This window comes from Streptomyces thermocarboxydovorans, from assembly GCF_039524635.1.
Lineage (GTDB): Bacteria > Actinomycetota > Actinomycetes > Streptomycetales > Streptomycetaceae > Streptomyces > Streptomyces thermocarboxydovorans.
Genome location: NZ_BAAAGU010000077.1, coordinates 1 through 23,277, shown reverse-complemented (window position 1 = coordinate 23,277; position 23,277 = coordinate 1). Strand labels below are relative to the sequence as shown.

General features: G+C 72.0%; 19 protein-coding genes and 1 riboswitch. Of the genes, 10 read left to right on the top strand and 9 right to left on the bottom strand.

Annotated features, from left to right (window positions below; translation table 11 throughout):
* Positions 1-1,480, top strand: a 1,480-nt coding sequence (locus tag ABD198_RS27385; RefSeq protein WP_344006831.1) for a DUF5691 domain-containing protein, incomplete at its 5' end; no start/stop codon positions are given.
* Positions 1,481-1,560: 80 nt separating this feature from the next.
* Here ABD198_RS27385 and icmB read toward each other — a convergent pair.
* Entirely contained in the window at positions 1,561-1,977 is a 417-nt protein-coding gene (gene icmB / locus ABD198_RS27380) for a coenzyme B12-dependent isobutyryl CoA mutase small subunit (protein WP_167993705.1), read from the bottom strand.
* 434 nt (positions 1,978-2,411) lie between these two features.
* On the opposite strand from icmB, the gene ABD198_RS27375 reads away from it, so the two are divergent.
* Both ABD198_RS27375 and ABD198_RS27370 read left to right on the top strand, forming a co-directional pair.
* On the top strand, positions 2,412-3,278 hold the full coding sequence (locus ABD198_RS27375; protein WP_344006828.1) for an esterase/lipase family protein: 867 nt from the start codon (positions 2,412-2,414) through the stop codon (positions 3,276-3,278).
* Between the two features lie 274 nt (positions 3,279-3,552).
* The gene (locus ABD198_RS27370; protein ID WP_344006825.1) at positions 3,553-5,202 is read left to right on the top strand and encodes a M23 family metallopeptidase; all 1,650 of its coding nucleotides are present in this window, start codon (positions 3,553-3,555) and stop codon (positions 5,200-5,202) included.
* A gap of 130 nt (positions 5,203-5,332) precedes the next feature.
* Here ABD198_RS27370 and pcrA read toward each other — a convergent pair whose 3' ends face one another.
* Positions 5,333-7,813, bottom strand: a complete 2,481-nt coding sequence (pcrA, locus tag ABD198_RS27365) for a DNA helicase PcrA (protein ID WP_344006823.1) — start codon at positions 7,811-7,813, stop codon at positions 5,333-5,335.
* A 304-nt stretch (positions 7,814-8,117) separates the two neighbouring features.
* Positions 8,118-8,290, top strand: a riboswitch (cyclic di-AMP (ydaO/yuaA leader).
* 7 nt (positions 8,291-8,297) lie between these two features.
* On the opposite strand from pcrA, the gene ABD198_RS27360 reads away from it, so the two are divergent.
* Positions 8,298-9,470 carry a C40 family peptidase gene (locus ABD198_RS27360; RefSeq protein ID WP_344006821.1) on the top strand — a complete coding sequence of 391 codons (1,173 nt, stop codon included), beginning with the start codon at positions 8,298-8,300 and terminating at the stop codon, positions 9,468-9,470.
* A gap of 221 nt (positions 9,471-9,691) precedes the next feature.
* Positions 9,692-10,693 (top strand): tellurite resistance/C4-dicarboxylate transporter family protein, encoded by a 1,002-nt coding sequence (locus ABD198_RS27355; protein WP_344006819.1) that lies wholly within the window; start codon positions 9,692-9,694, stop codon positions 10,691-10,693.
* On the opposite strand, the gene ABD198_RS27350 is transcribed toward ABD198_RS27355, so the two are convergent.
* The gene (locus ABD198_RS27350; RefSeq protein ID WP_344006817.1) at positions 10,671-11,024 is read right to left on the bottom strand and encodes a hypothetical protein; all 354 of its coding nucleotides are present in this window, start codon (positions 11,022-11,024) and stop codon (positions 10,671-10,673) included. The two genes, ABD198_RS27355 and ABD198_RS27350, sit on opposite strands and share 23 nt — an antisense overlap.
* Before the next feature lie 429 nt (positions 11,025-11,453).
* On the opposite strand from ABD198_RS27350, the gene ABD198_RS27345 reads away from it, so the two are divergent.
* The gene (locus tag ABD198_RS27345) at positions 11,454-12,515 is read left to right on the top strand and encodes a C40 family peptidase (protein ID WP_344006815.1); all 1,062 of its coding nucleotides are present in this window, start codon (positions 11,454-11,456) and stop codon (positions 12,513-12,515) included.
* A 47-nt stretch (positions 12,516-12,562) separates the two neighbouring features.
* Here ABD198_RS27345 and ABD198_RS27340 read toward each other — a convergent pair whose 3' ends face one another.
* Together ABD198_RS27340 and ABD198_RS27335 are read right to left on the bottom strand one after the other, a co-directional pair.
* A complete protein-coding gene (locus ABD198_RS27340) occupies positions 12,563-13,300 on the bottom strand; it encodes a LuxR C-terminal-related transcriptional regulator (RefSeq protein ID WP_344006813.1) in 738 nt (245 codons plus the stop codon).
* Positions 13,297-14,589 (bottom strand): PspC domain-containing protein, encoded by a 1,293-nt coding sequence (locus ABD198_RS27335; RefSeq protein ID WP_344006811.1) that lies wholly within the window; start codon positions 14,587-14,589, stop codon positions 13,297-13,299. The genes ABD198_RS27340 and ABD198_RS27335 overlap by 4 nt, the downstream gene beginning before the upstream one ends.
* 178 nt (positions 14,590-14,767) lie before the next feature.
* Here ABD198_RS27335 and ABD198_RS27330 point away from each other — a divergent pair, with 178 nt between their 5' ends.
* A complete protein-coding gene (locus tag ABD198_RS27330) occupies positions 14,768-16,222 on the top strand; it encodes a PspC domain-containing protein (protein ID WP_344006809.1) in 1,455 nt (484 codons plus the stop codon).
* Entirely contained in the window at positions 16,209-16,436 is a 228-nt protein-coding gene (locus ABD198_RS27325; protein ID WP_344006806.1) for a hypothetical protein, read from the top strand. The genes ABD198_RS27330 and ABD198_RS27325 overlap by 14 nt, the downstream gene beginning before the upstream one ends.
* Here the strand turns inward: ABD198_RS27325 and ABD198_RS27320 are convergent.
* The 3 genes from ABD198_RS27320 to ABD198_RS27310 form a co-directional block, all read right to left on the bottom strand.
* Complete coding sequence (locus tag ABD198_RS27320; protein WP_344006804.1) at positions 16,427-16,957, bottom strand: DoxX family protein; 531 nt, start codon at positions 16,955-16,957, stop codon at positions 16,427-16,429. The genes ABD198_RS27325 and ABD198_RS27320 overlap by 10 nt on opposite strands.
* A gap of 239 nt (positions 16,958-17,196) precedes the next feature.
* Entirely contained in the window at positions 17,197-18,489 is a 1,293-nt protein-coding gene (locus ABD198_RS27315; protein WP_344006802.1) for a hypothetical protein, read from the bottom strand.
* 239 nt (positions 18,490-18,728) lie between these two features.
* Positions 18,729-19,523: a class II aldolase/adducin family protein gene (locus tag ABD198_RS27310; RefSeq protein ID WP_344006799.1), complete on the bottom strand. Its 795-nt coding sequence runs from the start codon at positions 19,521-19,523 to the stop codon at positions 18,729-18,731.
* Between the two features lie 139 nt (positions 19,524-19,662).
* Between ABD198_RS27310 and ABD198_RS27305 the strand changes: the two genes are divergently transcribed.
* A complete protein-coding gene (locus ABD198_RS27305; protein ID WP_344006797.1) occupies positions 19,663-20,196 on the top strand; it encodes a pyridoxamine 5'-phosphate oxidase family protein in 534 nt (177 codons plus the stop codon).
* 131 nt (positions 20,197-20,327) lie between these two features.
* On the opposite strand, the gene guaA is transcribed toward ABD198_RS27305, so the two are convergent.
* Complete coding sequence (gene guaA / locus ABD198_RS27300; RefSeq protein ID WP_344006795.1) at positions 20,328-21,908, bottom strand: glutamine-hydrolyzing GMP synthase; 1,581 nt, start codon at positions 21,906-21,908, stop codon at positions 20,328-20,330.
* A 331-nt stretch (positions 21,909-22,239) separates the two neighbouring features.
* On the opposite strand from guaA, the gene ABD198_RS27295 reads away from it, so the two are divergent.
* Entirely contained in the window at positions 22,240-22,659 is a 420-nt protein-coding gene (locus tag ABD198_RS27295) for a chorismate mutase (protein ID WP_425580567.1), read from the top strand.
* Positions 22,660-23,277: the final 618 nt, after the last annotated feature.

Sequence of the window (23,277 nt, the reverse complement as noted above, 5' to 3'; positions counted from 1 at the left end):
CCCCGGCGCCGGGCGCCGGGGCACCGCACCGGACCTGATGGAGCTGCTGCCCCAGTGGCTGGCGGCCGCCAACGCGCACGGCTACGCGCCACCGCCCGCCGCCCCGCCCGCGCTGCTCGACGCCGCCCGCGGCCGCACGGACCTGCGTCCGGCCGCACTGCGGTTCGCCGGGCCGCGCGGGCTGTGGCTGGCCCGGTTCAACCCGGACTGGCGGTTCGCCCTGCGGGCGACACCGGGCGGCGCCTCCGCCCTGCCGGACCCGTCCGACCGCGAGGGGGTGCGGCGGCTGTGGCAGGAGGGCCTGTTCGCCGAACGCGTCGCCCTGCTCACCGCGCTGCGCTCCCGTACACCGGCCGCCGCCCGGGAACTCCTCGCGTCCACCTGGGCGACCGAGCGGGCCGAGGACCGGCTGATGTTCCTGGACTCGCTGCGCAGCGGCCTCGGCCCGGACGACGAGCCGTTCCTGGAGCAAGCCCTGGCCGACCGCAGCCGCAATGTCCGTGCCACGGCCGCGGAGTTGCTGTCGGCACTGCCCGGTTCGGCGCTCGCCGAGCGGATGGCGGTGCGGGCCGGTGCCTGCGTGGCCCTGGACCGCACGGGGGAGACTCCGGCGATCGTCGTCGAGGCGCCGCACGAGTGCGACGCGGGCATGGAGCGGGACGGCGTGGCGGCCAAGGCCCCGGCCGGGCGGGGCGAACGGTCCTGGTGGCTGGGGCAGCTGGTGGAGGCGGCGCCGCTGGCCACCTGGTCGCGCCGGCTCGGCGGCCGGACGCCCGGCGAGATAGTCGCGCTGCCGGTGGCGGACGGCTGGCAGGGCGAGTTGCACGCGGCCTGGTGCCGGGCGGCGGTGCGTCAGCGGGACCCCGCCTGGGCGCGGGCGCTGCTCGGGGAGCCGTCCGCGCCGGAGGCCGGCGGTCCCGGCGCGGTGTCCCTGGCCGAACGCGCCAAGCTGCTGGCCACGCTGGACGACGGGGAACGGGCCGCCTGGGTGGCCGGCTTCATCGAGAAGCACGGCCTGTCCGAGGCCTTCCAGCTGCTCGGGGTGTGCGCGGTGCCGTGGGCGCCGCCGCTGGGGCGCGCGGTCGTCGACGCGCTCAACATCGCTCGCGACGCAGGGAGTTATCCATGGAGTTTCAGCGGAGTCATGGGCCTGGCCGAGCGCTGCCTGGACCCTGCCGAGGCGAGCCGCCTGGAGGCGCTGCTGGCGATACCGGACGAGCCGCAGGACGCCTCACCGGGCGCCGGCGGCTACTGGGCCGAGGCCTTCCAGCGCCTGGTCACCACCCTGCGTCTGCGCGCGGCGATGCTGCGGGAGCTGGCCCCGCCCGAGAAGGCGGCCTCACCCGAGAATTCGGGCACGCGCGAGGGCCCGGCCCCGACGGAGGACCAGGCATCACCCGGGAATCCGGGCACGCCCGAGAGCCCGGCCCCGACGGAGGACCAGGCATCGCCCGAGGACCGGACCCCGCCCGAGGGCTGAGCCCTCCCGCGCGCCCGCGCGACACCGCCCACTGGCTTCGGCACCCACGGCGCCCGTGGCAGACCCTGGACCGATGCCGCCTACGCCTCCGCCGGCTGGCGCACGTTGGCGCGGACCCAGTCCACGATCGACTGCGTGGTCGCACCCGGCGTGAAGATCTCCGCGACGCCCTTCTCCTTCAGCGGGGGAATGTCCTCCTCGGGGATGATCCCGCCGCCGAAGACCAGGATGTCCGCCGCGTCGCGCTCCTTGAGCAGGTCGATGACGGCCGCGAAGAGCGTGTTGTGCGCCCCGGAGAGGATGGAGAGCCCGATAGCGTCGGCGTCCTCCTGGATCGCGGTGTCGACGATCTGCTCCGGCGTCTGGTGCAGGCCGGTGTAGATGACCTCCATACCGGCATCGCGCAGGGCCCGCGCGATCACCTTGGCCCCGCGATCGTGGCCGTCGAGCCCCGGCTTGGCCACCACCACGCGGATCGGACCGGCTGCCACACCCATCACTGCCTCCATGAAGCGACTACATCCATCCGTACCGACAAGTACCGCACACATCGGTCAAGCCGTACACATCGCGCACGTCCGGAGACCCCGGTCCGAGCCGGCCGGGGAAGTGAACGAACGTTATCTCCAGCATCGCGCAACCGGCAGTTTCGCGGTGCAGACCGAGGGGGAAATCACACGGTGGGACACGTTCACCGCGCAGCGTTCCCCGCCGAGCCGCCCGAGGTTCGTCCGGTCCGCGCCCCGCGTGCCCGTGCGGCACAGGGGCATCAGTGGGAACATGCGCATAAGGGATCCGCGACGAGGTCGCCGTACCGCCGCGCTCGGTCCGCGCGTCGTACGCGAGCGCCGGCGACCGCTTTCGCCGCGATTTCCCATGAGGGCACACGGGGGACAGGGCTGTCCTTCGCGTGCCGACAGGAGGTCGGCCCATGAAGGTCACCCAGGCAGCTCTTCACCTTCTCCCGCTCTGCCGGCGTCTGCTGCCGAGTCGCCTGGCCGGGCTCTCCCTGGCACTGCTGAAGGCCACCGCCCTGGAGCTCGCGATCCTCGCGGGTCACCTGCTGCTCTATCCCGCCGGGATCGTCCAGGAGCGCCGCGGCCCGGCTCCCGCGCTCCCCGGAGCGGGCGGCGCCGCCCAGTTGCCGACCGAGGCCAAGCCGCCGGTCGTGCTGCTGCACGGCTTCATCGACAACCGCTCGGTGTTCGTGCTGCTGCGCCGCAGCCTCGCGCAGCACGGCAGGCAGCAGATCGAGTCGCTGAACTACTCGCCGCTCACCTGCGACATCCGCAGCGCGGCGGAGCTGCTGGGCCGGCACATAGAGGAGGTGTGCGAGCGCACGGGCCGCAGCCAGGTCGACGTGGTCGGGCACAGCCTGGGCGGCCTGATAGCGCGGTACTACGTGCAGCGGCTCGGCGGTGACTCCCGCGTACGGACGGTGGTCACCCTCGGCACCCCGCACGCCGGCACCCGCGTGGCGCCCCTGGCCAATGCGCACCCCATCGTGCGCCAGATGCGCCCGGGCTCACCGGTGCTGGAGGAGCTGCGCCTGCCCGCCCCCGGCTGCGGTACCCGCTTCTACGCCTTCTGGAGCGACCTCGACCACATCATGGACCCGCTGGAGGCGGCCTGCATCGACCACCCGGACCTGATCGCGGAGAACATACGGGTGAGCGGCGTCGGTCATCTCGCCCTGCCCGTGCACCCGGCGGTGGCGACCGCGATACGGCAGGCCCTGGACACGGCCCACCCGGGAGAGCCGACCTCCGGCCACGCGGGCGGCCTGACCGTCGCCTGACGGTCACCCGACCGCACCGTCACCCGACCACACCGTCGCCTGACGGTCACCCGACCGCACCGTCACCCGCCGGTCATCCGGCCGCACCAGGTCGGGCACCGGACCGGTCGCGACCGGCGACACGCCCGGCCCCTCGGCCGGTGCCGACCGCCCGTCCACACCCCGTTCACCCGAACAACATCCGTCCGACACAGCGGAATTCAGGCCGCCGAGCACCCACAGGTTTCGAACACGGCTCGAACATAGGGCCCGCACTCCACCAAAACCGAGCCGAATGCCCGTTTCCTGCGGGCGCGAAACCTGCGGAAGATTGTCGTGCCCGCGTACCGCCGGGTACAGTCGCCGCACTGCTCTGGCAGCCCCTGTTGTCGAGGCGAAAGAGAAGTTGGTGAACGACCGTCACCCGTCGGGGACCGTGGCCCCCGATCCGGCTTCCGATGCCGCCTCGGCGCACTATGCGTCGTACGGCGCCCAGGAAGCCCAGTACGGGGACTTCACCACGTACGGCGGCTATGACGCCAACGGTTTTGCCGCCACCGGTTTCGGTACCGGCGCCCACACCGGCACGAGCTTCGCCGCCGACCCCCTCTTCGGCGACCTCCCCGGCAGCGGCCACGACACGGGCTCCTACACCACCGGGCAGTGGTCCGCCGGCGTCGACGCCACCGGCCACTACGACGCCTACGCGGCCCAGCACTACGCCGCCTACGACACCGGCTTCTACGACACGACCCAGTGGACGCCCGGCGAGCAGCAGCTCCCGCTGATCCCCACGCAGGGCACCTCGCCCGAGGTCAGCGGCCAGTGGGACGCCGGTGCCTGGCTCCAGCCCGACCCGTCCGACGGCACCGGGGTGCACACCCAGCACTGGGAGTGGGGCACCCAGGCCTTCGACACCGGCGCCCACGACGCCACCCAGTGGAACGGCGAGCAGAACACCGCCCCCACGTCGCCGGAGACGTACGGGCAGCAGCCCGAAGCAGGCGACCCGCAGGCCACCGCCGCGTTCGACCAGGCGGGCCACTCCGACGAGACCGGGGCGATCGGGGAGTCCGAGGATCACGGCGCCGCAGAGACCTCCGCGCGGTCGGGCGACACCGGTGAACTGCCCCGGGTGACCCTGCTCGAGGGGCAGGAGGAGATCACCCCCGTCCCCGCGCCCCGCCCGGCCGGACGTGCCGCGTCCCGCTCCCGTCGCCGCACCCCCGCCAAGCGCTCCGCGCTGCTCACGGTGGCCGTGCCGTCGGCCTGCGTGATGGGCGTCGCCGGGATCGCCGCGGCCTCGGTGGGCGACCTGGCCGACGACGGCGGCCAGGAGACCAACACCACCGCGTCCGACGCGCAGCCGGTGAAACCGTCCGCCGCCAACGTCAAGCTGGACACCCAGCTGGAGAGCCTCGCCGCCGGCGCCGACGACTTCGCCGACCGGGCCAGCCGCACCCAGGAGCGCATCGACCTCAAGGCCCAGCAGGAGGCCGAGCGCAAGCGGGCGGCCGAGGAGGCGGCCCGCAAGGAGCGGCTCCGCCCCAAGTTCGCGCTCCCGGTCGCCCAGCATGGACTGAGCGCGTACTACGGCCAGTCCGGCATCAACTGGATGTCCGTGCACACCGGCATCGACTTCCCCGTCTCCTACGGCACCACGGTGATGGCGGCGACCGACGGCACGGTCCGCACCCAGTACAACCCGGCCTACGGCAACATGATGATCGTGACCGCCAAGGACGGCACAGAGACGTGGTACTGCCACCTCTCCACGTACCGGGTGCCCTCGGGCACGACGGTGAAGGCCGGCGATCCGATCGCCTTCTCCGGCAACTCGGGCAACTCCACCGGCCCGCATCTGCACTTCGAGGTCCGGCCGGGCGGCGGTTCGGCCATCGACCCGCTCGCCTGGTTCCGCAGCCACGGCCTCGAGCCGTCCTGACCGCGCTCGCCCGAACTCGAGCCGTCCTGACCGCGCTCGCCCGAACTCGAGCCGTCCTGACCGCGCTCGCCCGAAGAGGCCCCCGCGCTCGGGCGGGAGCCCCTCCTCACGTCGCGGACGTGACCGACGGCTACAGCTTCTCCACCGGCGCGTACCGCAGCAGCAGCCGCTTGGGCTTGGCGTCCCCGAAGTCGATGGTCGCCTCGGCGTTCGCGCCCGTGCCCTTCACCGCGACCACGGTGCCCAGACCGAACTGATCGTGCGTCACCCGGTCCCCGACCGCCAGCGACACCACCGGCCGGTCCGCGGTGCGGCGGGTGGCGAAGCCCGAGGCGCCCGAGGCCGAGGAGCGGGAGCGGGACGACGACAGCGACGCCGCCACCCCCGAGACCGCCCCGGAAGCCTTCGGTGTGCTCGCGCCCGTCCGCTTCCACTCGACGTACGCGGCCGGGATCTCCTCCAGGAACCGCGAGGGCGGGTTGTAGGAGGGCTGGCCCCAGGCGCTGCGCAGGGTCGACCGGGTGAGGTAGAGCCGCTCGCGGGCACGGGTGATGCCGACGTACGCCAGGCGGCGCTCCTCCTCCAGCTCCTTGGTGTCGCCGAGGGCACGCATGTGCGGGAAGACGCCGTCCTCCATGCCGGTGAGGAAGACGACCGGGAACTCCAGGCCCTTGGCGGTGTGCAGCGTCATCAGCGTGATGACGCCGGAGCCCTCCTCGTCCTCCTCGGGGATCTGGTCGGAGTCCGCGACCAGCGCGACCTGCTCCAGGAAGTCGGCCAGCGTCCCGGCCTCCCCCTCGCCGCGCTCCTGCTCGAACTCCAGGGCGACGGCGGCGAGTTCCTGGAGGTTCTCGATGCGCGTCTCGTCCTGCGGGTCGGTGGAGGCCTGCAGCTCGGCCAGGTAGCCGGTGCGTTCCAGCACCGCCTCCAGCACGGTCGCCGGTCCGGCGCCGGACTCGACGATGGTGCGCAGCTCCTCCATCAGCGTGTTGAACCGCTTGACGGCGTTGACCGAGCGCGCTGCCATGCCGTACGCCTCGTCGACGCGCTTCAGCGCCTGCGGGAAGCTGATCTTCTCCCGCTGGGCCAGGGCGTCGATCATCGCCTCCGCGCGTTCACCGATGCCCCGCTTGGGCACGTTGAGGATGCGGCGCAGCGGCACCGAGTCCTCGGGGTTGGCGAGCACCCGCAGGTAGGCGAGGACGTCCCTGACCTCCTTGCGCTCGTAGAAGCGGACCCCGCCGACGACCTTGTAGGGCAGGCCGACGCGGATGAAGACCTCTTCGAAGACACGGGACTGGGCGTTGGTGCGGTAGAACACGGCGACATCGCCGGCCTTGGCCTCACCCGCGTCGACCAGGCGGTCTATCTCGTCGGCGACGAACTGGGCCTCGTCGTGCTCGGTGTCCGCGACGTAGCCGGTGATCGGGCAGCCGGCTCCGGCGTTGGTCCACAGGTTCTTGGGGCGGCGGGACTCGTTGCGCTCGATGACCGCGTTGGCGGCGCTGAGGATCGTCTGGGTGGAGCGGTAGTTCTGCTCCAGCAGGATGGTCGTCGCGTCCGGGTAGTCCTCCTCGAACTGGAGGATGTTGCGGATCGTCGCGCCGCGGAAAGCGTAGATCGACTGGTCGGCGTCGCCCACCACGCACAGCTCGGCGGGCGGGATCTCGGCCTCGGGCGGCACGTCCACGGGGTGCTCGGTGGGGCCGACCAGCTCGCGCACCAGGGCGTACTGGGCGTGGTTGGTGTCCTGGTACTCGTCGACCAGGACGTGGCGGAAGCGGCGGCGGTAGTGCTCGGCGACGTCCGGGAAGGCGCGGAGCAGATTGACCGTCGTCATGATCAGGTCGTCGAAGTCGAGGGCGTTGGCCTCGCGCAGCCGCGACTGGTAGAGGGCGTAGGCCTGGGCGAGCGTCTTCTCGAAGCCGTCGGAGGCCTGGGCGGCGAAGTCCTCCTCGTCGATCAGCTCGTTCTTCAGATTGCTGATCTTGGCGCTGAAGGACTTCGGCGGGTAGCGCTTGGGGTCCAGCTCGAGGTCACGGCAGACCAGCGCCATCAGCCGCTTGGAGTCGGCGGCGTCGTAGATCGAGAACGACGAGGTGAAGCCGAGCTTCTTCGACTCGCGGCGCAGGATGCGCACACAGGCGCTGTGGAAGGTCATCACCCACATCGCGTTGGCGCGCGGGCCGACGAGCTGCTCGACGCGCTCCTTCATCTCGCCGGCGGCCTTGTTGGTGAAGGTGATCGCCAGGATCTGCCCCGGATGCACGTTCCGCTCGGCGAGCAGATAGGCGATGCGGTGGGTGAGCACGCGGGTCTTGCCGGAGCCGGCACCGGCCACGATGAGCAGGGGTGAGCCGGAGTGGACGACGGCGGCGCGCTGGTTGTCGTTGAGCCCCTCCAGGAGCGCGGCGGAGTCGGTCACCGGGCGGGGGGCGCCGTCGCGGTAGTACTCCTCGCGCTCCGGCGGCACGTCGAACTTCCCGCCGAACAGATCGTCCGGGAGCGGCTCCGGTACGTGATCGTCCTCGGGTGGTGGCGGCGGCTCGTCCGCGGGGCCCGGCTGGGCCTGGAGGTTCGCCAGGAAGCTGTCGTCAAAGAGGCTGCTCATCGCTCTCCGAGTCTAGGGCGCACCGCCGACAGCCCGGGTCCGCCCCGGAACATCCGCACATTCCCGGCGGACGCCCGCCCCGCCCTTCCCGGCTCGTCCCGGCCCTTCCCGGCCCTTCCCGGCGGGCGGATTCCGGCCGCCGGCCCGGACACCGTCGAGCACCGGCCGGGCACCCTGCGTCACCCGGGCACCAAGGTCACGAAAATGTATCGGGCATATCGCCCACCAACCTTCACAGGGGCCACACCAGTTGGCTACCGTGCCGACGGGCCGTACGACCCCCACCGGCGAACCTCGCCGGACCGCACGGCCTCCGCCGAGTCCGGCACTGCCGCCCCATGGCACCCGGAGCCGGGGACCCAACCGAGACCTGGGGTGAATCGGCTCACTCCCGCGCGGAGCAGCCGTAGGGCAACCCTTCCAAGCACCCGCCCGAACCCGACAGCTAACCCGGTAGGCGGACCATTGGAAGGAGTCGCCTCCCTTGGCGTCGCATCGCAAGTCGCGCACCCCCGGACCACGCGTGGCAGGCATACGCACCCCCGCCCTCGCCACGGCTGCCCTCACCTCCGTGGCCCTGCTGGGCCAGACCGCCAACGCCGCCCCGACGGACGACAAGCCGAGTCTCGAAGAGGTCGAGAAGAAGGTCGGCGACCTGTACCGCCAGGCGGAGTCGGCGACCGAGAAGTACAACGCGGCCAAGGAGAAGACCGCGAAGCAGCGCAAGCGCGTCGACTCCCTCCTCGACGACGTCGCCCAGCGCACCCAGAAGCTCAACGAGGCGCGGGAGCAGCTCGGTTCCTACGCCGCCGCCCAGTACCGCACCGGTGCGGGCGTGTCGAACACCGCGACCTTCCTGCTCGCGGACTCGCCGCAGGAGGTCTTCGACCAGCAGCATCTGATGGGCCGGATGACCGGCCGCCAGAAGGAAGCGGTCGACGACTACGTCGAGCAGCAGTCCGCGACGATGAAGAAGCGGAAGGAGGCCACCGAGAGCCTCCAGACGCTCACCGAGTCGCAGAACGACCTGAAGGCCGCCAAGGCGAAGGTCCAGAAGAAGCTGGCCGAGGCGCGCGAGCTGCTGTCGAAGCTGACCGCCGAGGAGAAGGCGCGGCTCGCGGCGATCGAGAAGAAGAAGCAGGAGGAGGCCGCCCGCAAGGCCGCCGAGCTGGCCCGGCAGCAGGAGGAGCAGCGCAAGGCCCAGGAGGCGGCACAGCGAGAGGCGGCTCAGCAGGAGAGCGGCTCGTCCGGCTCCTCCTCGGGCACGACGACTCCGCCCGCGACGGACTCGTCGTACGCCACCAAGGCCGCGAAGGCCATCGCCTTCGCCCGCTCCCAGATCGGCAAGCCGTATGTGTGGGGCGCGACCGGTCCGGGCTCCTACGACTGCTCGGGTCTGACCCAGGCCGCCTGGAAGGCCGCCGGGGTCACCCTCCCGCGCACCACCTACGACCAGGTCGACGCCGGCACGACGGTCCCGCTGTCCCAGGCGCAGCCCGGTGACCTCGTCTTCTTCTACGACGACGTCACCCATGTGGGCATCTACATCGGCAACGGCATGATGATCCACGCGCCGAAGCCGGGCACCTATGTGCGCGAGGAGTCGATCTACTACGACGGCGAGTCCTCGATCCACAGCGTGGTCCGGCCCGCCTGACGGACAAGGGCCCGCCCCACGGCCAAGGGCCCGCCTGACGGACAAGGCACGGTCCGCCCCGGCTGACCGACGAAGCGGGGTCCGCCCCGCCGGCGGCCTGGGCGTGCGGCGGGCGCACCCGAACGGTGCCTCTGCGCGGACGATGCCCCTGCGCGGGTGATCGTGCGCGGGCGCGCGTTGCCCGGCGGGGTGTCATGGGGCGGCTCTTCTAGCATCGGCGCATGTCTCGCCCCTCCCGCCCGTCCCCCTTCCGCGCCTGGTGGGCGCAGCGGTCCCCGGCGGAGGGTGCCGCCGTGATGGCCTGCGGCATCGTGTCGCTGGCGCTGCATCTGGCGGGGTACGAGGTGCTCTCGCGGATCATGCTCGGGGTGGCCTGCGTCGCGTGGGCGGGGCTGGCGGCGGAGTTCGCGCTGCGGCTGCTGCGGGAGCACACGCGGTGGCGGGCGGAGGCGCAGACTCCGGGCGCGCTCACCGCCGTGGCGGCCACCACGGTGATCGGCTCACGCTTCGCCGCGGAGGGCTGGAGCACGCTCGCCGAGGCGCTGCTGGCGCTGGCCGCGGTGCTCTGGCCGCCGCTGCTCGTCCTGGTCGTGAGGAGCTGGCAGCCGAGGATGCCCGGGGCGGTGTTCCTGTGCTGCGTGGCCACTCAGGGGCTGGCGCTGCTGGCGGCGACGCTCGCCGCGGCCGAGTCGGCGGCGTGGCCGGCGCATGCGGCGCTGGCGCTGTTCTGGTTCGGGCTAGTGCTCTACGCCTTCGCCCTCGCCCGTTTCGACCTGCGGCAGACGGCCGAGGGCCAGGGCGACCAATGGGTGGCGGCGGGCGCGCTCGGCATCTCGGCGCTGGCCGGTTCGAAGCTGCTGGCCGCCGACAGCGTGCGGCTGTACCTGTGGAACGTCGACGACAGCCATGTCCTGCGCGTCATGACCATGGTGCTGCTGGTGCTGGACCTGGTCCTGTGCGTGGTGCTGCTGGCCGGTGAGATCCGCTGGCCGCGGACGGCCTACGATCCGCGGCGCTGGTCGACGGTGTTCCCGCTGGGGATGACGGCGACGGCGGCGCTGTCCACGTCCGCCGTCGTCGACGCCCCGTGGCTCGACGGGCTGGGAGAGGTGCTGGTGTGGATCGCGGTGGCCGCCTGGCTGGCGGTCGCGATCGGCGCGGTCCGCTCAGCGGTCGGGCCGGGACCGGTGCCGGAGGGGATCAGGTCCACAGCACGGCGATGAAGATGTTCGCCGTGGTCAGCAGCCCGACCAGGCCGAACAGCCCCTTGTCCACCTTCTCCTCGTCGCGCTTCACGTAGACCAGGCCCAGGATCACGATCAGCAGGGCCAGCTTCACGCCGATCTTGATGTTGTTCACCGACTGGTCGTCGGCCTGGTTGAGGCCGACCAGGATCACTCCGGTGACCAGCATCGTCAGGGCGCCGTGCAGCATGGCCGGGGTGAAGCGGGCGGTGCCCTCACCCATCGCCTTCATCTGGGTGAGGAAGCCTCCGAGCAGGGAGGCGATGCCGATGATGTGCAGGCCGACGAAGAGGTGGATGAGTACGTCCATGGGCCGGAGCCTAGCCAGCGCCCCCGTCCCCGCCGACACCGGCCCGGACGCTCAGGAAGGGTGAGAACGGGCCTCGCGGAGGCGCTCCGTAGCACCAGGGCCCGCCTCGCCCTCCCGCCTTCGGTATTTCGGTCAGCTCAGCTGTGCAGGCCGTCGTTCCCGTGCGGGGATCACGGTCACATACGGTCACCGCGTGATTGTCTCGTGTCACTTCCGGGCAACCCGTCACAGCGCCGGCCCGGCCGGGTCTAGCGTCCTGCACCAGGTGACCGGCTCCCCACCGCCGCCCAAACCAGGGGCGGCACCCGGACACCACCGCCGAGAGGATCCGGCGGCGGACCGTTCCCCCTGTGCGCACCGCCGCCGGATCATCGCTCAGCTGTTCCCCGTCACGGGGCAGGCGGTCGTCGAAAGGACGTGACGTCCCAGATGGCAGCGCACCGCAGGTCCAGACAGCGCTCGGCGGCCGGTACCACCGCTCGTACCGCCGCCACCCTCGCCCTCGCGGGCGCGGCAACCACCACCGTCCTGGACGGCACGGGGCAGGCCGATCCGCAGCTGACTCCCCAGCAGGCCAAGTCCCGGGTCGACCAGTTGTACCGGGAGGCGGAGGTCGCCACCGAGAAGTACAACGGGGCGAAGGAGAAGGCGGACGCGGCCCGGGAGCGGGTGCGGAAACTCCAGGACGAGGCGGCCCGCAAGCAGGAGCGGCTCAACGCGGCCCGGTCCGCGCTGGGTTCGGCCGCCACCGCCCAGTACCGCAGCGGCGGCCTCGACCCGGCCGTCCAACTGGTCCTCTCCGACGACCCCGACGGCTACCTGGACGGCGTCGCGTTCGCCGAGCGGGCGGGCAGCCGCCAGAACGCCGCCGTGAACCGGGTACGCGCACAGCTGCGGGAGATCGAGCAGCTGCGCGGCGCCGCCCGCGTCGAGCTGAAGTCCCTCGCCTCGCGTCAGGCGCAGCTGAAGCGGCACAAGAAGACGATCACCGGGAAGCTCGGTGAGGCCCGGCGGCTGCTGTCCCGGCTGACGCCCGAGCAGCGCGCCGGCTACGGCGACGGCACCGACCGCGCCTCACGCGCCTCGGCAGCCGGCCGGGAGGGCCTGGCCGCACCCGGCGCCGCCACCGCTCAGGCGCCCAGCTCCCGCGCCGCCCAGGCGGTCTCCTACGCCTACCAGCAGCTCGGCAGCCCCTATGTGTGGGGCGCGACCGGCCCCGACGCCTTCGACTGCTCGGGGCTGATCCAGGCCGCGTACCGCTCCGCGGGCGTCTCCCTGCCCCGCACCACCTACGCGCAGATCACCGCGGGCCGCCGCGTCGCCCGCTCCGAACTCCTCCCCGGCGACCTGGTCTTCTTCTACTCGGGCATCAGCCATGTCGGCATCTACATCGGCAACGGGCAGATGATCCACGCCCCGAACCCCTCGGCCCCGGTCCGGCTGGCCCCCATCGACCAGATGCCGTTCGCGGGCGCCACCCGGGTGGGCTGAGCGGCCTGCTGCCGTTGCCGCCCCCGCCTGTCCCGACCATCCCTGCCTCAGACCAGCCGTCGTGCCGTCGCCCACCGCGTCAGCTCGTGCCGGTTGGACAGCTGCAGCTTCCGCAGCACCGCCGAGACATGCGACTCGACCGTCTTCACCGAGATGAACAGCTGCTTGGCGATCTCCTTGTAGGCGTAGCCCCGCGCGATCAGCCGGAGGACCTCGCGCTCGCGCTGGGTGAGCCGGTCGAGGTCCTCGTCGACCGGGGGTGCGTCGGTGGAGGCGAAGGCGTCCAGCACGAACCCGGCCAGGCGCGGCGAGAACACCGCGTCGCCCTCCTGCACCCGGAAGATCGAGTCCACCAGGTCCGTGCCGGTGATCGTCTTGGTGACGTAGCCGCGGGCGCCGCCGCGGATCACGCCGATGACGTCCTCCGCCGCGTCCGACACGGACAGCGCGAGGAAGCGGACCGGCTGCTCGGTGTCGTTCATCAGCGCGGCGCAGCGGCGCAGCACCTCGACACCGCCGCCACCGGGCAGGTGCACATCGAGCAGGACGACCTCGGGCCGGGTCGCGGTGATGACCGAGACCGCCTGGTCGACGTCGGCGGCCTCGCCGACCACCTCGACGCCCGTCTGCTCGGTCTGGCCGATCTCGGCCTGGACGCCGGTGCGGAACATGCGGTGGTCGTCGACGAGGACGACCCGCACATGGCGCCGTGCGGAGCCGGCCTCCGCGGCCTCGGCCTCCGGTGCCGGTCCGGCCGTTCCGTTCGCCTCGGTCGGCTCACTCATGACGTGTTCTCCGCCCTTTCCATCTCCAGCTCGACCTCCGTGCCGCCGTCCGGCACCGCGCGCACCCGCGCCGTGCCGCCGTTGCGCTCCATGCGGCCGATGATCGATTCTCTGACGCCCATGCGGTCGGCGGGTATCGAATCGAGGTCGAAGCCGGGGCCGCGGTCGCGGACGGACACGAACACCGTTCTCCCCTCGACCTCGGCGTAGACCTGAACCGCACCACCCTCGCCACCGTACTTGGCGGCGTTCACCATTGCCTCGCGCGCGGCTTGCATCTGCGCGCCCACCTTCTCGTCGAGCGGGCAGTCGCCCACCACGACGACCTCGATGGGGACGCCGTGCTTGTCCTCCACCTCGGCGGCGGTGCGCCGCACGGCGTCGGCCAGATTGGCCGGCTCGTCGGCCTCGTCCTTGCCGGTGCCCTCCGGCTTGTAGAGCCAGGTGCGCAGGTCGCGTTCCTGGGCGCGGGCGAGACGGCGCACCTCGGCGGGGTTGTCCGCGTTGCGCTGGATCAGGGTGAGGGTGTGCAGTACCGAGTCGTGCACATGGGCGGCCACCTCGGCCCGTTCCTGCGCGCGGATGCGCATCAGCCGCTCCTGGGAGAGGTCCTGCGTCATCCGCACCAGATAGGGGCCGGCGAGCAGCGTTATGCCGACGAGGACGGCGAGGGCGGCCTGCAGCACCGCGCCCAGGTGGGCCCCGGAGCCCTGCAGCACGAATATCCCGGAGACGCCCACGGTCACCAGCAGCACGCCCGCGACGGCCCGCAGCAGCGTGACGGTGCGCCGGCGCCGCCCGACCTCCATCCAGCGGGCCCGGCGGGCGTTGTCCGCCTGCCGCCACACCAGCGCCACACCGGCGCCGACCAGGACCAGCGGCCACAGGTAGGCGCGGGCGCCGTTGGTGAGGTTCACATTGCCCACGAACACCATGGCCACGACGACCATGAGGAGCAGCGCGACGATCTGCCCCTTGTCCGGTTTGCGGGCGACCAGCCGGCGGCGGCCGTCCGGCGATATCTCCGTGGTGACCAGCGACGGCGGCTTCTGGGCGTTCACCCCGCCGACACCGAGCGGCACGAAGAACCAGAACGCGGCGTACAGCAGCGCGCCGAGACCGTCCGCCGTGAACAGGGCGACGAACGCGAGCCGGACCCAGATCACGGGCAGCCCGAGGTGTCCGGCGAGCCCCCGCGCCACGCCCCCCAGCCAGCGTCCGTCACTGCTGCGGTAGAGCTTGCGCGGCGGCCGCGGCTCGGCGGTGGGCGCTGCTGCGGCTTCCGACATGCCATTGATGGTCACACGCCGGCCCGTCCGGAGCATCAGGGTCGGTCCCGGAGACTCCCCTGATCTCCGCGGGCCCCGCCCGTCGAACACTCCCCCGGCCCCGGCTCAGGGGCATATCAGGGTCGGGCCAGGGTCGTTCCGACTCCCGCCGCGGCTGCTCGCCCGTCACCATGGACACATGACGGATCACCAGCACGCCGCGACGGGTCCGGGACCCGGCTCCGGCCCGCGCCCCGAGCAGGGCGCCGGGCCGCGGGACGCCGCGCCCGGCGCGGCCGGCGCGCGCCCGCAGGAGCAGGCGGACGCGCGGGCGCGGAAGGGAGCGACGGCGGGAGCCACCGCCCCGCCGCCGGACGAGGCCGGTGAGACCGCGCCCGAGCCGCCCCACCGCTTCCGTCGCGACCGCAGGCACCAGATGATCGGCGGGGTGTGCGCCGGGCTCGGCCGGCAGTGCGACATGGACCCGGTGATCTTCCGGATCACCCTCGCCGTGCTCTCCGCCACCGGCGGCATCGGCCTGATCTTCTACGGCTTCGCCTGGCTCTTCGTCCCCTACGACGACGAGGAGGACGAGCACGAGTTCCGCAAGCTGCTCACCGGCCGGGTGGAGGGCCACACGCTGGCGGCCGTGCTGTTCGCGCTGGTCGGCTGCGGTGTCTTCCTGACCATGCTGAACAACGGCGGCGTGCTGAGCTTCGCCGTCATACTGTCCATCCTGCTCGCCGGCGCCGGGTACTGGTCCCGGCACCGCGGCGCCCCCAGCCCCGACCCGGTGACCGCCCAGGCCACGGCCGACGCCCCGCCGGAGGCGCAGGCGCCCCCGGTTCCCACGGCCTACCCCTCCTGGTGGCGCGACCCCATCGTCAAGGACGGCACCCATGTCGGCGGCACCGGCTACCTCTGGGGCCCGCGGGACTCCCACGAGCGCGACGTCGCCGCCGCGCTCGACGTCAGCCTGGGCACCCACGCAGGCGCCACCACCCACACCCCCCGCCCCCCGAGACCGCGCGGACCCCGCTGGATCGGCGGCTGGGTCTTCCTGCTCGCCCTCGTGGCCGCGTACCTCGGCACCCAGCTCACCTGGGACACGCAATCCCTGAGCACCAGCCTGCAGACCGGTCTGGCCTGCGCCCTCGCCGTCTTCGGCCTCGGCATCGCCGTCAGCGCCTTCCTGGGCCGCACCGGCGCCGGATCCATCGTCCTCGCCGTCATCACGGCGGGCCTGCTGGCCGCCTCGGCGGCCCTGCCGACGGACGTCACCACCGAGTGGAACCGCACCACCTGGAAGCCCGCCTCGGTCGCCCAGATACGCCCGTCCTACGAGCTGGGCACCGGCACCGGCATGCTGGACCTGTCCCGGATACGCGTCCCCGAGGGCAGAACCGTCTCGACGTCTGGGCACGTGGGGCTGGGCCGCATCCATGTGATCGTCCCGCGGGATGCGACCGTGAAGCTGAACATCGACGTGGGCCTCGGCGACGTCCAGCTGCCTGGCGACGACAAGAAGGACGTGGATGTGGCACCGGGCAAGCAGAAGAGCCTGACCCTCGACGGTGCCGGCAAGTCCGGCACGCTCCGTCTCGACCTCCACGTCGGAGCGGGGCAGGCGGAGGTGAGCCGTGCTGCGTCATGAGTTCCAGCCCGGCCGGCTGGTCGCGGGCGTCGTCCTCCTCCTCACCGGAGTGCTCTACGCCGGTGATGCGCGCGGGGCCTGGGAGATCCCCTGGTTCACGCTCATCCCGGTGGTCACCGGCGGCCTGTTCCTGGCGGGCGCGCTGGGGGTGCTCGCCCGCCTCATACGCCGGCGCGACGAGCCCGGTGCCCGCACCGAGGACGGCTACCGGTAACCGCCCCTGCGCTCCCGTCGCCGTGCCCGCAGCGCGGCGTCGATCGACAGCACGGGAGCACCGGCCAGCACCAGCGGGATCCACGCCATGAGGTAGGGGAGGTCGTTCCCGAAGTAGTACGGGTCGGAGGCCCAGCTGACGGTCAGCCACAGGCTCAGCGAGATCAGCGCGCCCCCGAACGCGGCGAGCCGCGCGAGCAGCCCCAGCAGCGTGCCGATACCCACGGCCAGCTCACCGAAGGCGATCGCGTAACCGAAGGCCACGGGGTTCTCCAGGGCCATGTCGACCATCGCCGGAATGGCGGAGGAGTCCCGTACGCTCCGCATCATGTCCCCGATGGATCCCGCCCCGGAGTCCTTCATGAACGCGCTGTCGGTCAGCTTGTCGAGGCCGGCGTAGATGAAGGTCACCCCCAGGAAGATCCTCAGGGGGAGCAGTGCGTAGCGCGTGGCGGTGTCCCGCCAGTCGCCGTCTCCGTCCAGGTGGGGGCCGTATGTGTCCGATCGCATACCGTGAGTCATCGCTCTCCGCCGCCTCTCGCCGCCCTGTCGAGACCCCTCAAGAGACCATACGTACGACAATCGGACCCGGCTCAATCCTCCAACCCGGCAATTGGCCGCAGCACGCCTAGATTTCCCCCACTCCGGCGCCCTCTCCATCCCATGCGCCTCTACTGGGCTACGCCCGGCTGGGGAGGGGTGCGGCTGCTGGCCGGGGTCACAGGCGCCCGGTCACCGGACCGCAGCCGCAGCCGCAGCCGCTACTCGGTCACGTCGATGGTGACGCGGTTGGTTTCGACGCCTGCCGCTGTGATGACCTGTACTTCCACGCGGCCGGGTTCGACCTCGGCAGGGACGGGAACCGTCAGCACCGTGTCCGTCGGATTGGCGAAGCCACCCTTCACCGGTACCAGCGGCACATGCACATTGACCGTCCCGATCCGCACGACCATCCGCGACAAGAGATCCGCGCTCCGCGCACCGACCGGCACGAACCCGACCCCCCGGATCTCGATGTCGTCCCCGGTCCGGATCGGCCCGTCCAGATCTCCCGCCTCCCGGGCCCGCACCACCGACAGAATCACCGGCCGCCCGCCCTCCGCATACTTCGCCGCGAGGTACGTCGCCGCCGACACCAGCACCACCACCGCCAGCCCCCACGGCAGATCCGGCAGCTGATCCGGCCGCCGCCCCAGCCGCACCGCGGCGAACACCAGCGCCGCCGCGCTGATCACCACGTACTGGATGTCCGCGAAGGACCCCCGCCCGTCGTCGTCGGTCAGCAGATCCGCCGCCCGCGGCCGCCCCGCCCGCACCTTCTGCAGCCGCTGCGCCTGCACCCGCACCCCGACGACCCGCCGCACCAGCACCGCGACCCCGCACACGACCGCCAGCACGGTCACCACACCGACACCCCGGCGCAGCCCGAGCCCGTCGATCAGTGCCTCACGCTCACCGCGCCCCGAGGCCGCCGCCAGCCTCCCCGCCAGCACCAGCACCGCGTAGACCACGAACAGCACCCAGCCCGCGGCCACCGCACGCGAGGTGGAGAGACGGTTGTCCTCCCCGATCACCGGCGCCAGCACCCCGCCCCGCGCCCGGTGGAACCACGACGCCGCCGTCAGCGCCGCCGCGACCACCACCGCCGCCAGCAGCCCGGCGGTCCGCGCATCGGTCCACCCCGCACCGACCGCCGTGAGCGCCTGCACCACCAGCAGCAGCACGACCGCGGCCCACACCGCGACCGCCGTCCACCGCCACACCCGGGCGAACCAGGCCGCGCCCTCCGCGCGGCCGCGCTCGGCGACGACCCCCGCGGCCTGCGTCAGCTCCTCCGACACCCACTGCCGGGAGGCGGACGCCGAGTGGGCGACGGCGGCCGGCAGCCCCTGCCCGGCCGCGAACTCGTCCCGCTTGCGCAGAAACGCCGCGACCGCACGCCGGTGCCTTTCCCGCACCCCGTGCGGGCAGTCCCCGCAGGTGCACCCGCCTCCGTGCGCAGCCTCACCGACACCGGCGTCCATGCCGCTCTGTCTCGCCTCCTGCACCGCCACGCCCGATGCCCGCCTTCCACAACTCACCGATGACGAGAGCGAATTGTGCCCTAGCCCGATCGCCCTCCGCGCCTCCCCCCCTCCGCCGCTCCGCGTCACCAGGGGTGAACCTCGGAACCTCGCATTGACCCATCAAGTCAACGCGTCAACCCGAACCCGGCCCTTTCACCCGGTCACCCCGGCAGACCGGCCGCCCTCTCACCCGGCCACCCCGCCAGGCCGGCCCCGCTTTCACCAGGTCACCCCAGCAGTTCCGGCTCACTCCGCGTGATGTCCCGCCACATCGGCTGGTAGTTGATCCAGGCCACCAGATCCCCGCCCAGCTGCTCCCGCGTGGCCACCGCCTGCCGGTGGTCGATCAGCACCGGCCGCCCGGCCGCCTTCGCCGCGAGCTGCACCTGGCACGAGCGTTCCATCGACACGAACCACCACGCCGCCGCGTCGACCGAGTCCCCCACCGTGAGCAGCCCGTGATTGCGCAGCACCAGGGCCTTGTGCGTGCCGAGCACCGCGGCGATGCGCCGGCCCTCCTCCGCGTCGACGGTGACCCCGCTGTAGGCGTCGTACAGCGCGTGGTCCTCGTAGAAGGCGCAGCTCTCCTGGGTGATCGGCTCCAGCAGTTCGCCGAGCGCGGCGAGGGCCCGCCCGTACACCGAGTGGCAGTGGGCGACGGCGACGACGTCGGGCCGTGCGGCGTGCACCTGGGCGTGCACGGTGAACGCGGCCTGGTTGACGTGGTAGCGGCCCTCGACGACCTGCCCGTCCCGGTTGGCGAGCACCAGGTCGCTCACGGTGACGTGCCGGAAGGGCATTCCGAACGGGTTGACCCAGAAGCAGTCGGAGTACTCGGGGTCGCGTGCGGTGATGTGCCCCGAGACGCCGTCCTCGAAGCCGAGCCGCCCGAACAGCCGCAGCGCACCCGCGAGCCGCTCCTTGCGGTGCCGGCGCTCGTCCTCGACCGACTCGTGCATCGGCGGCATGGCGAACCGCAGCTGATCGGTGGGCAGCGGCGGGGGCGGGGTGGGCCCGTGCATAAGTCCTCCCGCGGGGGGTTTGCGTATGGGGCGGAAGTTACCGCCGGGAGGCCCGGTACGACAGATCGGTTCTGTAAAGGCGGTACAACACTCCGTTTACCCGACAGCGGATGTCCGGTATTCACGGAACACTCCCCTTATGAACGTGAACTGGGAGGCTTTCGTCACCGCCGAGCCGGACCTCGCGAGAACCGTGGAGGAGCGCTTCCGCGCCTACACCCACCACGTCCTGGCGACGCTCCGCAAGGACGGCTCACCGCGCACCACCGGCCTGGAAGTGCGCTTCTTCGACGGCGAGCTGTGGTTCGGCATGATGCCCGGATCACGCAAGGCGCTCGACCTGCGCCGCGACCCGCGCTTCGCGCTCCAGGCGAACCCCGGGGAGGGCACCACCATGGGCGGCGGCGACGTCCGGATCAGCGGCCGGGCGTTCGAGGTCGAGGACGAGGAGATCCGCCGCAAGTACAGCGAAGGCGAAAAGAGACAAACCAGCGAAAACGCCGGAAAAGCAGAAGAAGCGGGAAAAGCGGAGAAGGCGGAAGCGCCGGAGCCGTTCCACCTCTTCCGCACCGAGCTGACGGAGGTCGTGCGAACCTACGTCGAGGATGAGAAGTACCTGGTCATGCAGGTCTGGAAGCCCGGAGAGCCGGTGCGCACGCTCAAACGGACCTGATCCTCGACAGCGCCCGGACCTGATCCCCGGCACCGCCGGGACCCCGGGCGCCCGGGGAGGAACTGGGTGCCCGGAAAAAGCCAGGGCGCCCCGGTCGGACCAGGACGCCCGTCGGCATCACTCCTGCGGGATCACTCCCACTCGATCGTCCCCGGCGGCTTCGACGTCACGTCGAGCACGACCCGGTTGACGTCCCGCACCTCGTTGGTGATCCGGGTGGAGATCCTCGCCAGGACGTCGTACGGCAGCCGCGACCAGTCGGCGGTCATGGCGTCCTCGCTGGAGACCGGGCGCAGCACGATCGGGTGGCCGTAGGTCCGCCCGTCGCCCTGGACGCCGACCGACCGCACATCGGCGAGCAGCACCACCGGGCACTGCCAGATGTCGCGGTCGAGACCGGCCGCGGTCAGCTCCTCGCGGGCGATCGCGTCGGCCTCGCGGAGCAGGTCGAGCCGCTCCTTGGTGACCTCGCCGACGATGCGGATGCCGAGGCCGGGGCCGGGGAAGGGCTGGCGGTGGACGATCTCCTCGGGCAGGCCGAGCTCCTGGCCGACCATCCGGACCTCGTCCTTGAACAGCTTGCGCAGCGGCTCGATCAGCTTGAACTCGAGGTCCTCGGGGAGGCCGCCGACGTTGTGGTGGGACTTGATGTTGGCGGTGCCGGTGCCGCCGCCGGACTCCACCACGTCCGGGTAGAGGGTGCCCTGGACGAGGAACTCCACCGCGGGGCCCTCGTCGGCGACGATCTCGGCCTGGGCCTGCTCGAAGACCCGGATGAACTCACGGCCGATGATCTTCCGCTTCTCCTCGGGGTCGGAGACGCCCTTGAGCGCGGCCAGGAACCGCTCCTCGGCGTTCACGACCTTCAGCTGGACGCCGGTGGCGGCCACGAAGTCCTTCTCGACCTGCTCCGTCTCGCCCTTGCGCATCAGGCCGTGGTCGACGTAGACGCAGGTCAGCTGGGAGCCGATGGCCTTCTGCACGAGGGCCGCGGCGACCGCGGAGTCCACACCGCCGGACAGACCGCAGATGGCGCGCTTGTCGCCGACCATCTCGCGGATCGCCTCGACCTGCTCCTCGATCACATTGCCCGTGGTCCAGGACGGCGACAGGCCCGCGCCCCGGTAGAGGAAGTGCTCCAGCACCTGCTGCCCGTAGGTGGAGTGCATCACCTCGGGGTGGTACTGGACGCCGTAGAGCTTCTTCTCGTCGTTCTCGAAGGCGGCGACCGGGACGACGTCGGTGGACGCGGTGACCTCGAAGCCCTCGGGGGCGGCGGAGCAGGCGTCGCCGTGCGACATCCACACCGACTGCTCGTCCGGGGTGCCCTCGAAGAGGGTGGAGGACGACTTGGAGACGTGCAGATCGGTACGGCCGTACTCGCGGGCGCCGGTGTTGTCGACGGTGCCGCCCAGGGTCTGGGCCATCAGCTGGAAGCCGTAGCACATGCCGAAGACGGGGACGCCCGCCTCGAAGATCCGGCGGTCCAGGCGGGGGGCGCCCTCCTCGTACACGGACGAGGGGCCGCCGGACAGGATGATCGCGGCCGGGTTCCTGGCGAGGATCTCCTCGACCGGCATGGTGCTCGGCACGATCTCGCTGTAGACCCGCGCCTCACGGACGCGTCGGGCGATGAGCTGGGCGTACTGTGCGCCGAAGTCGACGACCAGGACGGTGTCGGGCGCGTGGGCAGCGGGAGTCGCTGATGACACGAGGTGCCTTCCGGCGGTGGGGCGGGGGTCTTGTGCCTCCCGATTCTACCGGGGCGCCCGAAGGCCCCCTCCGCCCCTGCCGGGGCCGCCCGTCTCACCATGCGGCCCGGCTTGGACACCGCGCACGAGATCGGCATACTGGCCCTCATGCTCATCCACGCGACCTTCGTCTTTACCTATGGCAACCGGCCCGCCGGCTGCCATGGTCGTGCTGCTTGAGCTACTGACAAGCGACTTCCCAGGCGCCCCGGGCCGACAAGGCCCGGGGCGCCTGGCGTATCCGGACCTTGCCGATCCGGGGCGACCGACACCACATGTGAGGAGCCCCCACATGACCGCCACCGCGACCGACAAGACCACCGCACGCACCGCGACCACCGCGCCCACCGTGACCACCGCCACACCCGTGACCACCGCCACCTCCGCGGCCCCGTCCGTCCCCACGGCCAGAGCCACGTCCACGGCAACGGCCTCCGCCGCCGAGCGGACCGGCGCCCGCACCCCGGAGGCCGCGGACCTGATCAGCAACGCACGGGAACGCATCGACGCGCTGGACGACCGGATCATCGGCCTGATCCAGGAACGGATGGCCGTCTCCGCCGTGATCCAGAAGGAACGCATCGCCTCCGGCGGGCGCCGGGTGAACCTGGCCCGCGAGATGGAGATCCTCACCCACTACAGGGAGGCCCTGGGCAAGCCGGGCACGGCGCTCGCCATGACCCTGCTGGAGCTGTGCCGCGGGAAGATCTGAGCGGGACCGTCCGAACGGTCCGACGGATCCGATGGATCAGGCGGATCCGATGGATCAGGCGGATCCGATGGATCAGACGGATCAGGCGGATCAGGCGGATCCGTCGGGGCCTGAATCCACGTTCCCGGTACAGACGTGCGCATCCTTCTCACCCGTACGGCGCGTGACCGGCCGCCGGAGTACTTCGTTGGTACCGGTGTCCGTGCCAGCCAGGGGCGGGCCCGAAAGAACCACGCGTGGCTCGCCGGAGCGATGAGGCGTGCGGATCGTGCCGTGCGTCGTGGGACCTCGCTCCGGGAAGTGACCGGACGGCAGGGGACAGCAGCCCGGTCACCCAAGAGAACGGCCGGCTCCGGGGACGCCCGGGGCCGGCCGGCGGGACTGTCCCCCGTCCGGGACGAACTGCTTGCGGAGGCCGCACCCGTCGAGCAGGATGCGTACGAGCCCGAGTCCCCCCCGCAGACAACTGCATTGCTCCTGCGCAGACGCGCCGGAAGGCGGACCGGCGGTGACTGCCGGAGCTCCAGGCCAGCGGCGTTACCCCCGTTATGGTTTCCGCGGTCCTGCAAGAGGGCCGCTGGCCTCCGGGCCCGGCATGACTGTGTCCCCCTGTCGATC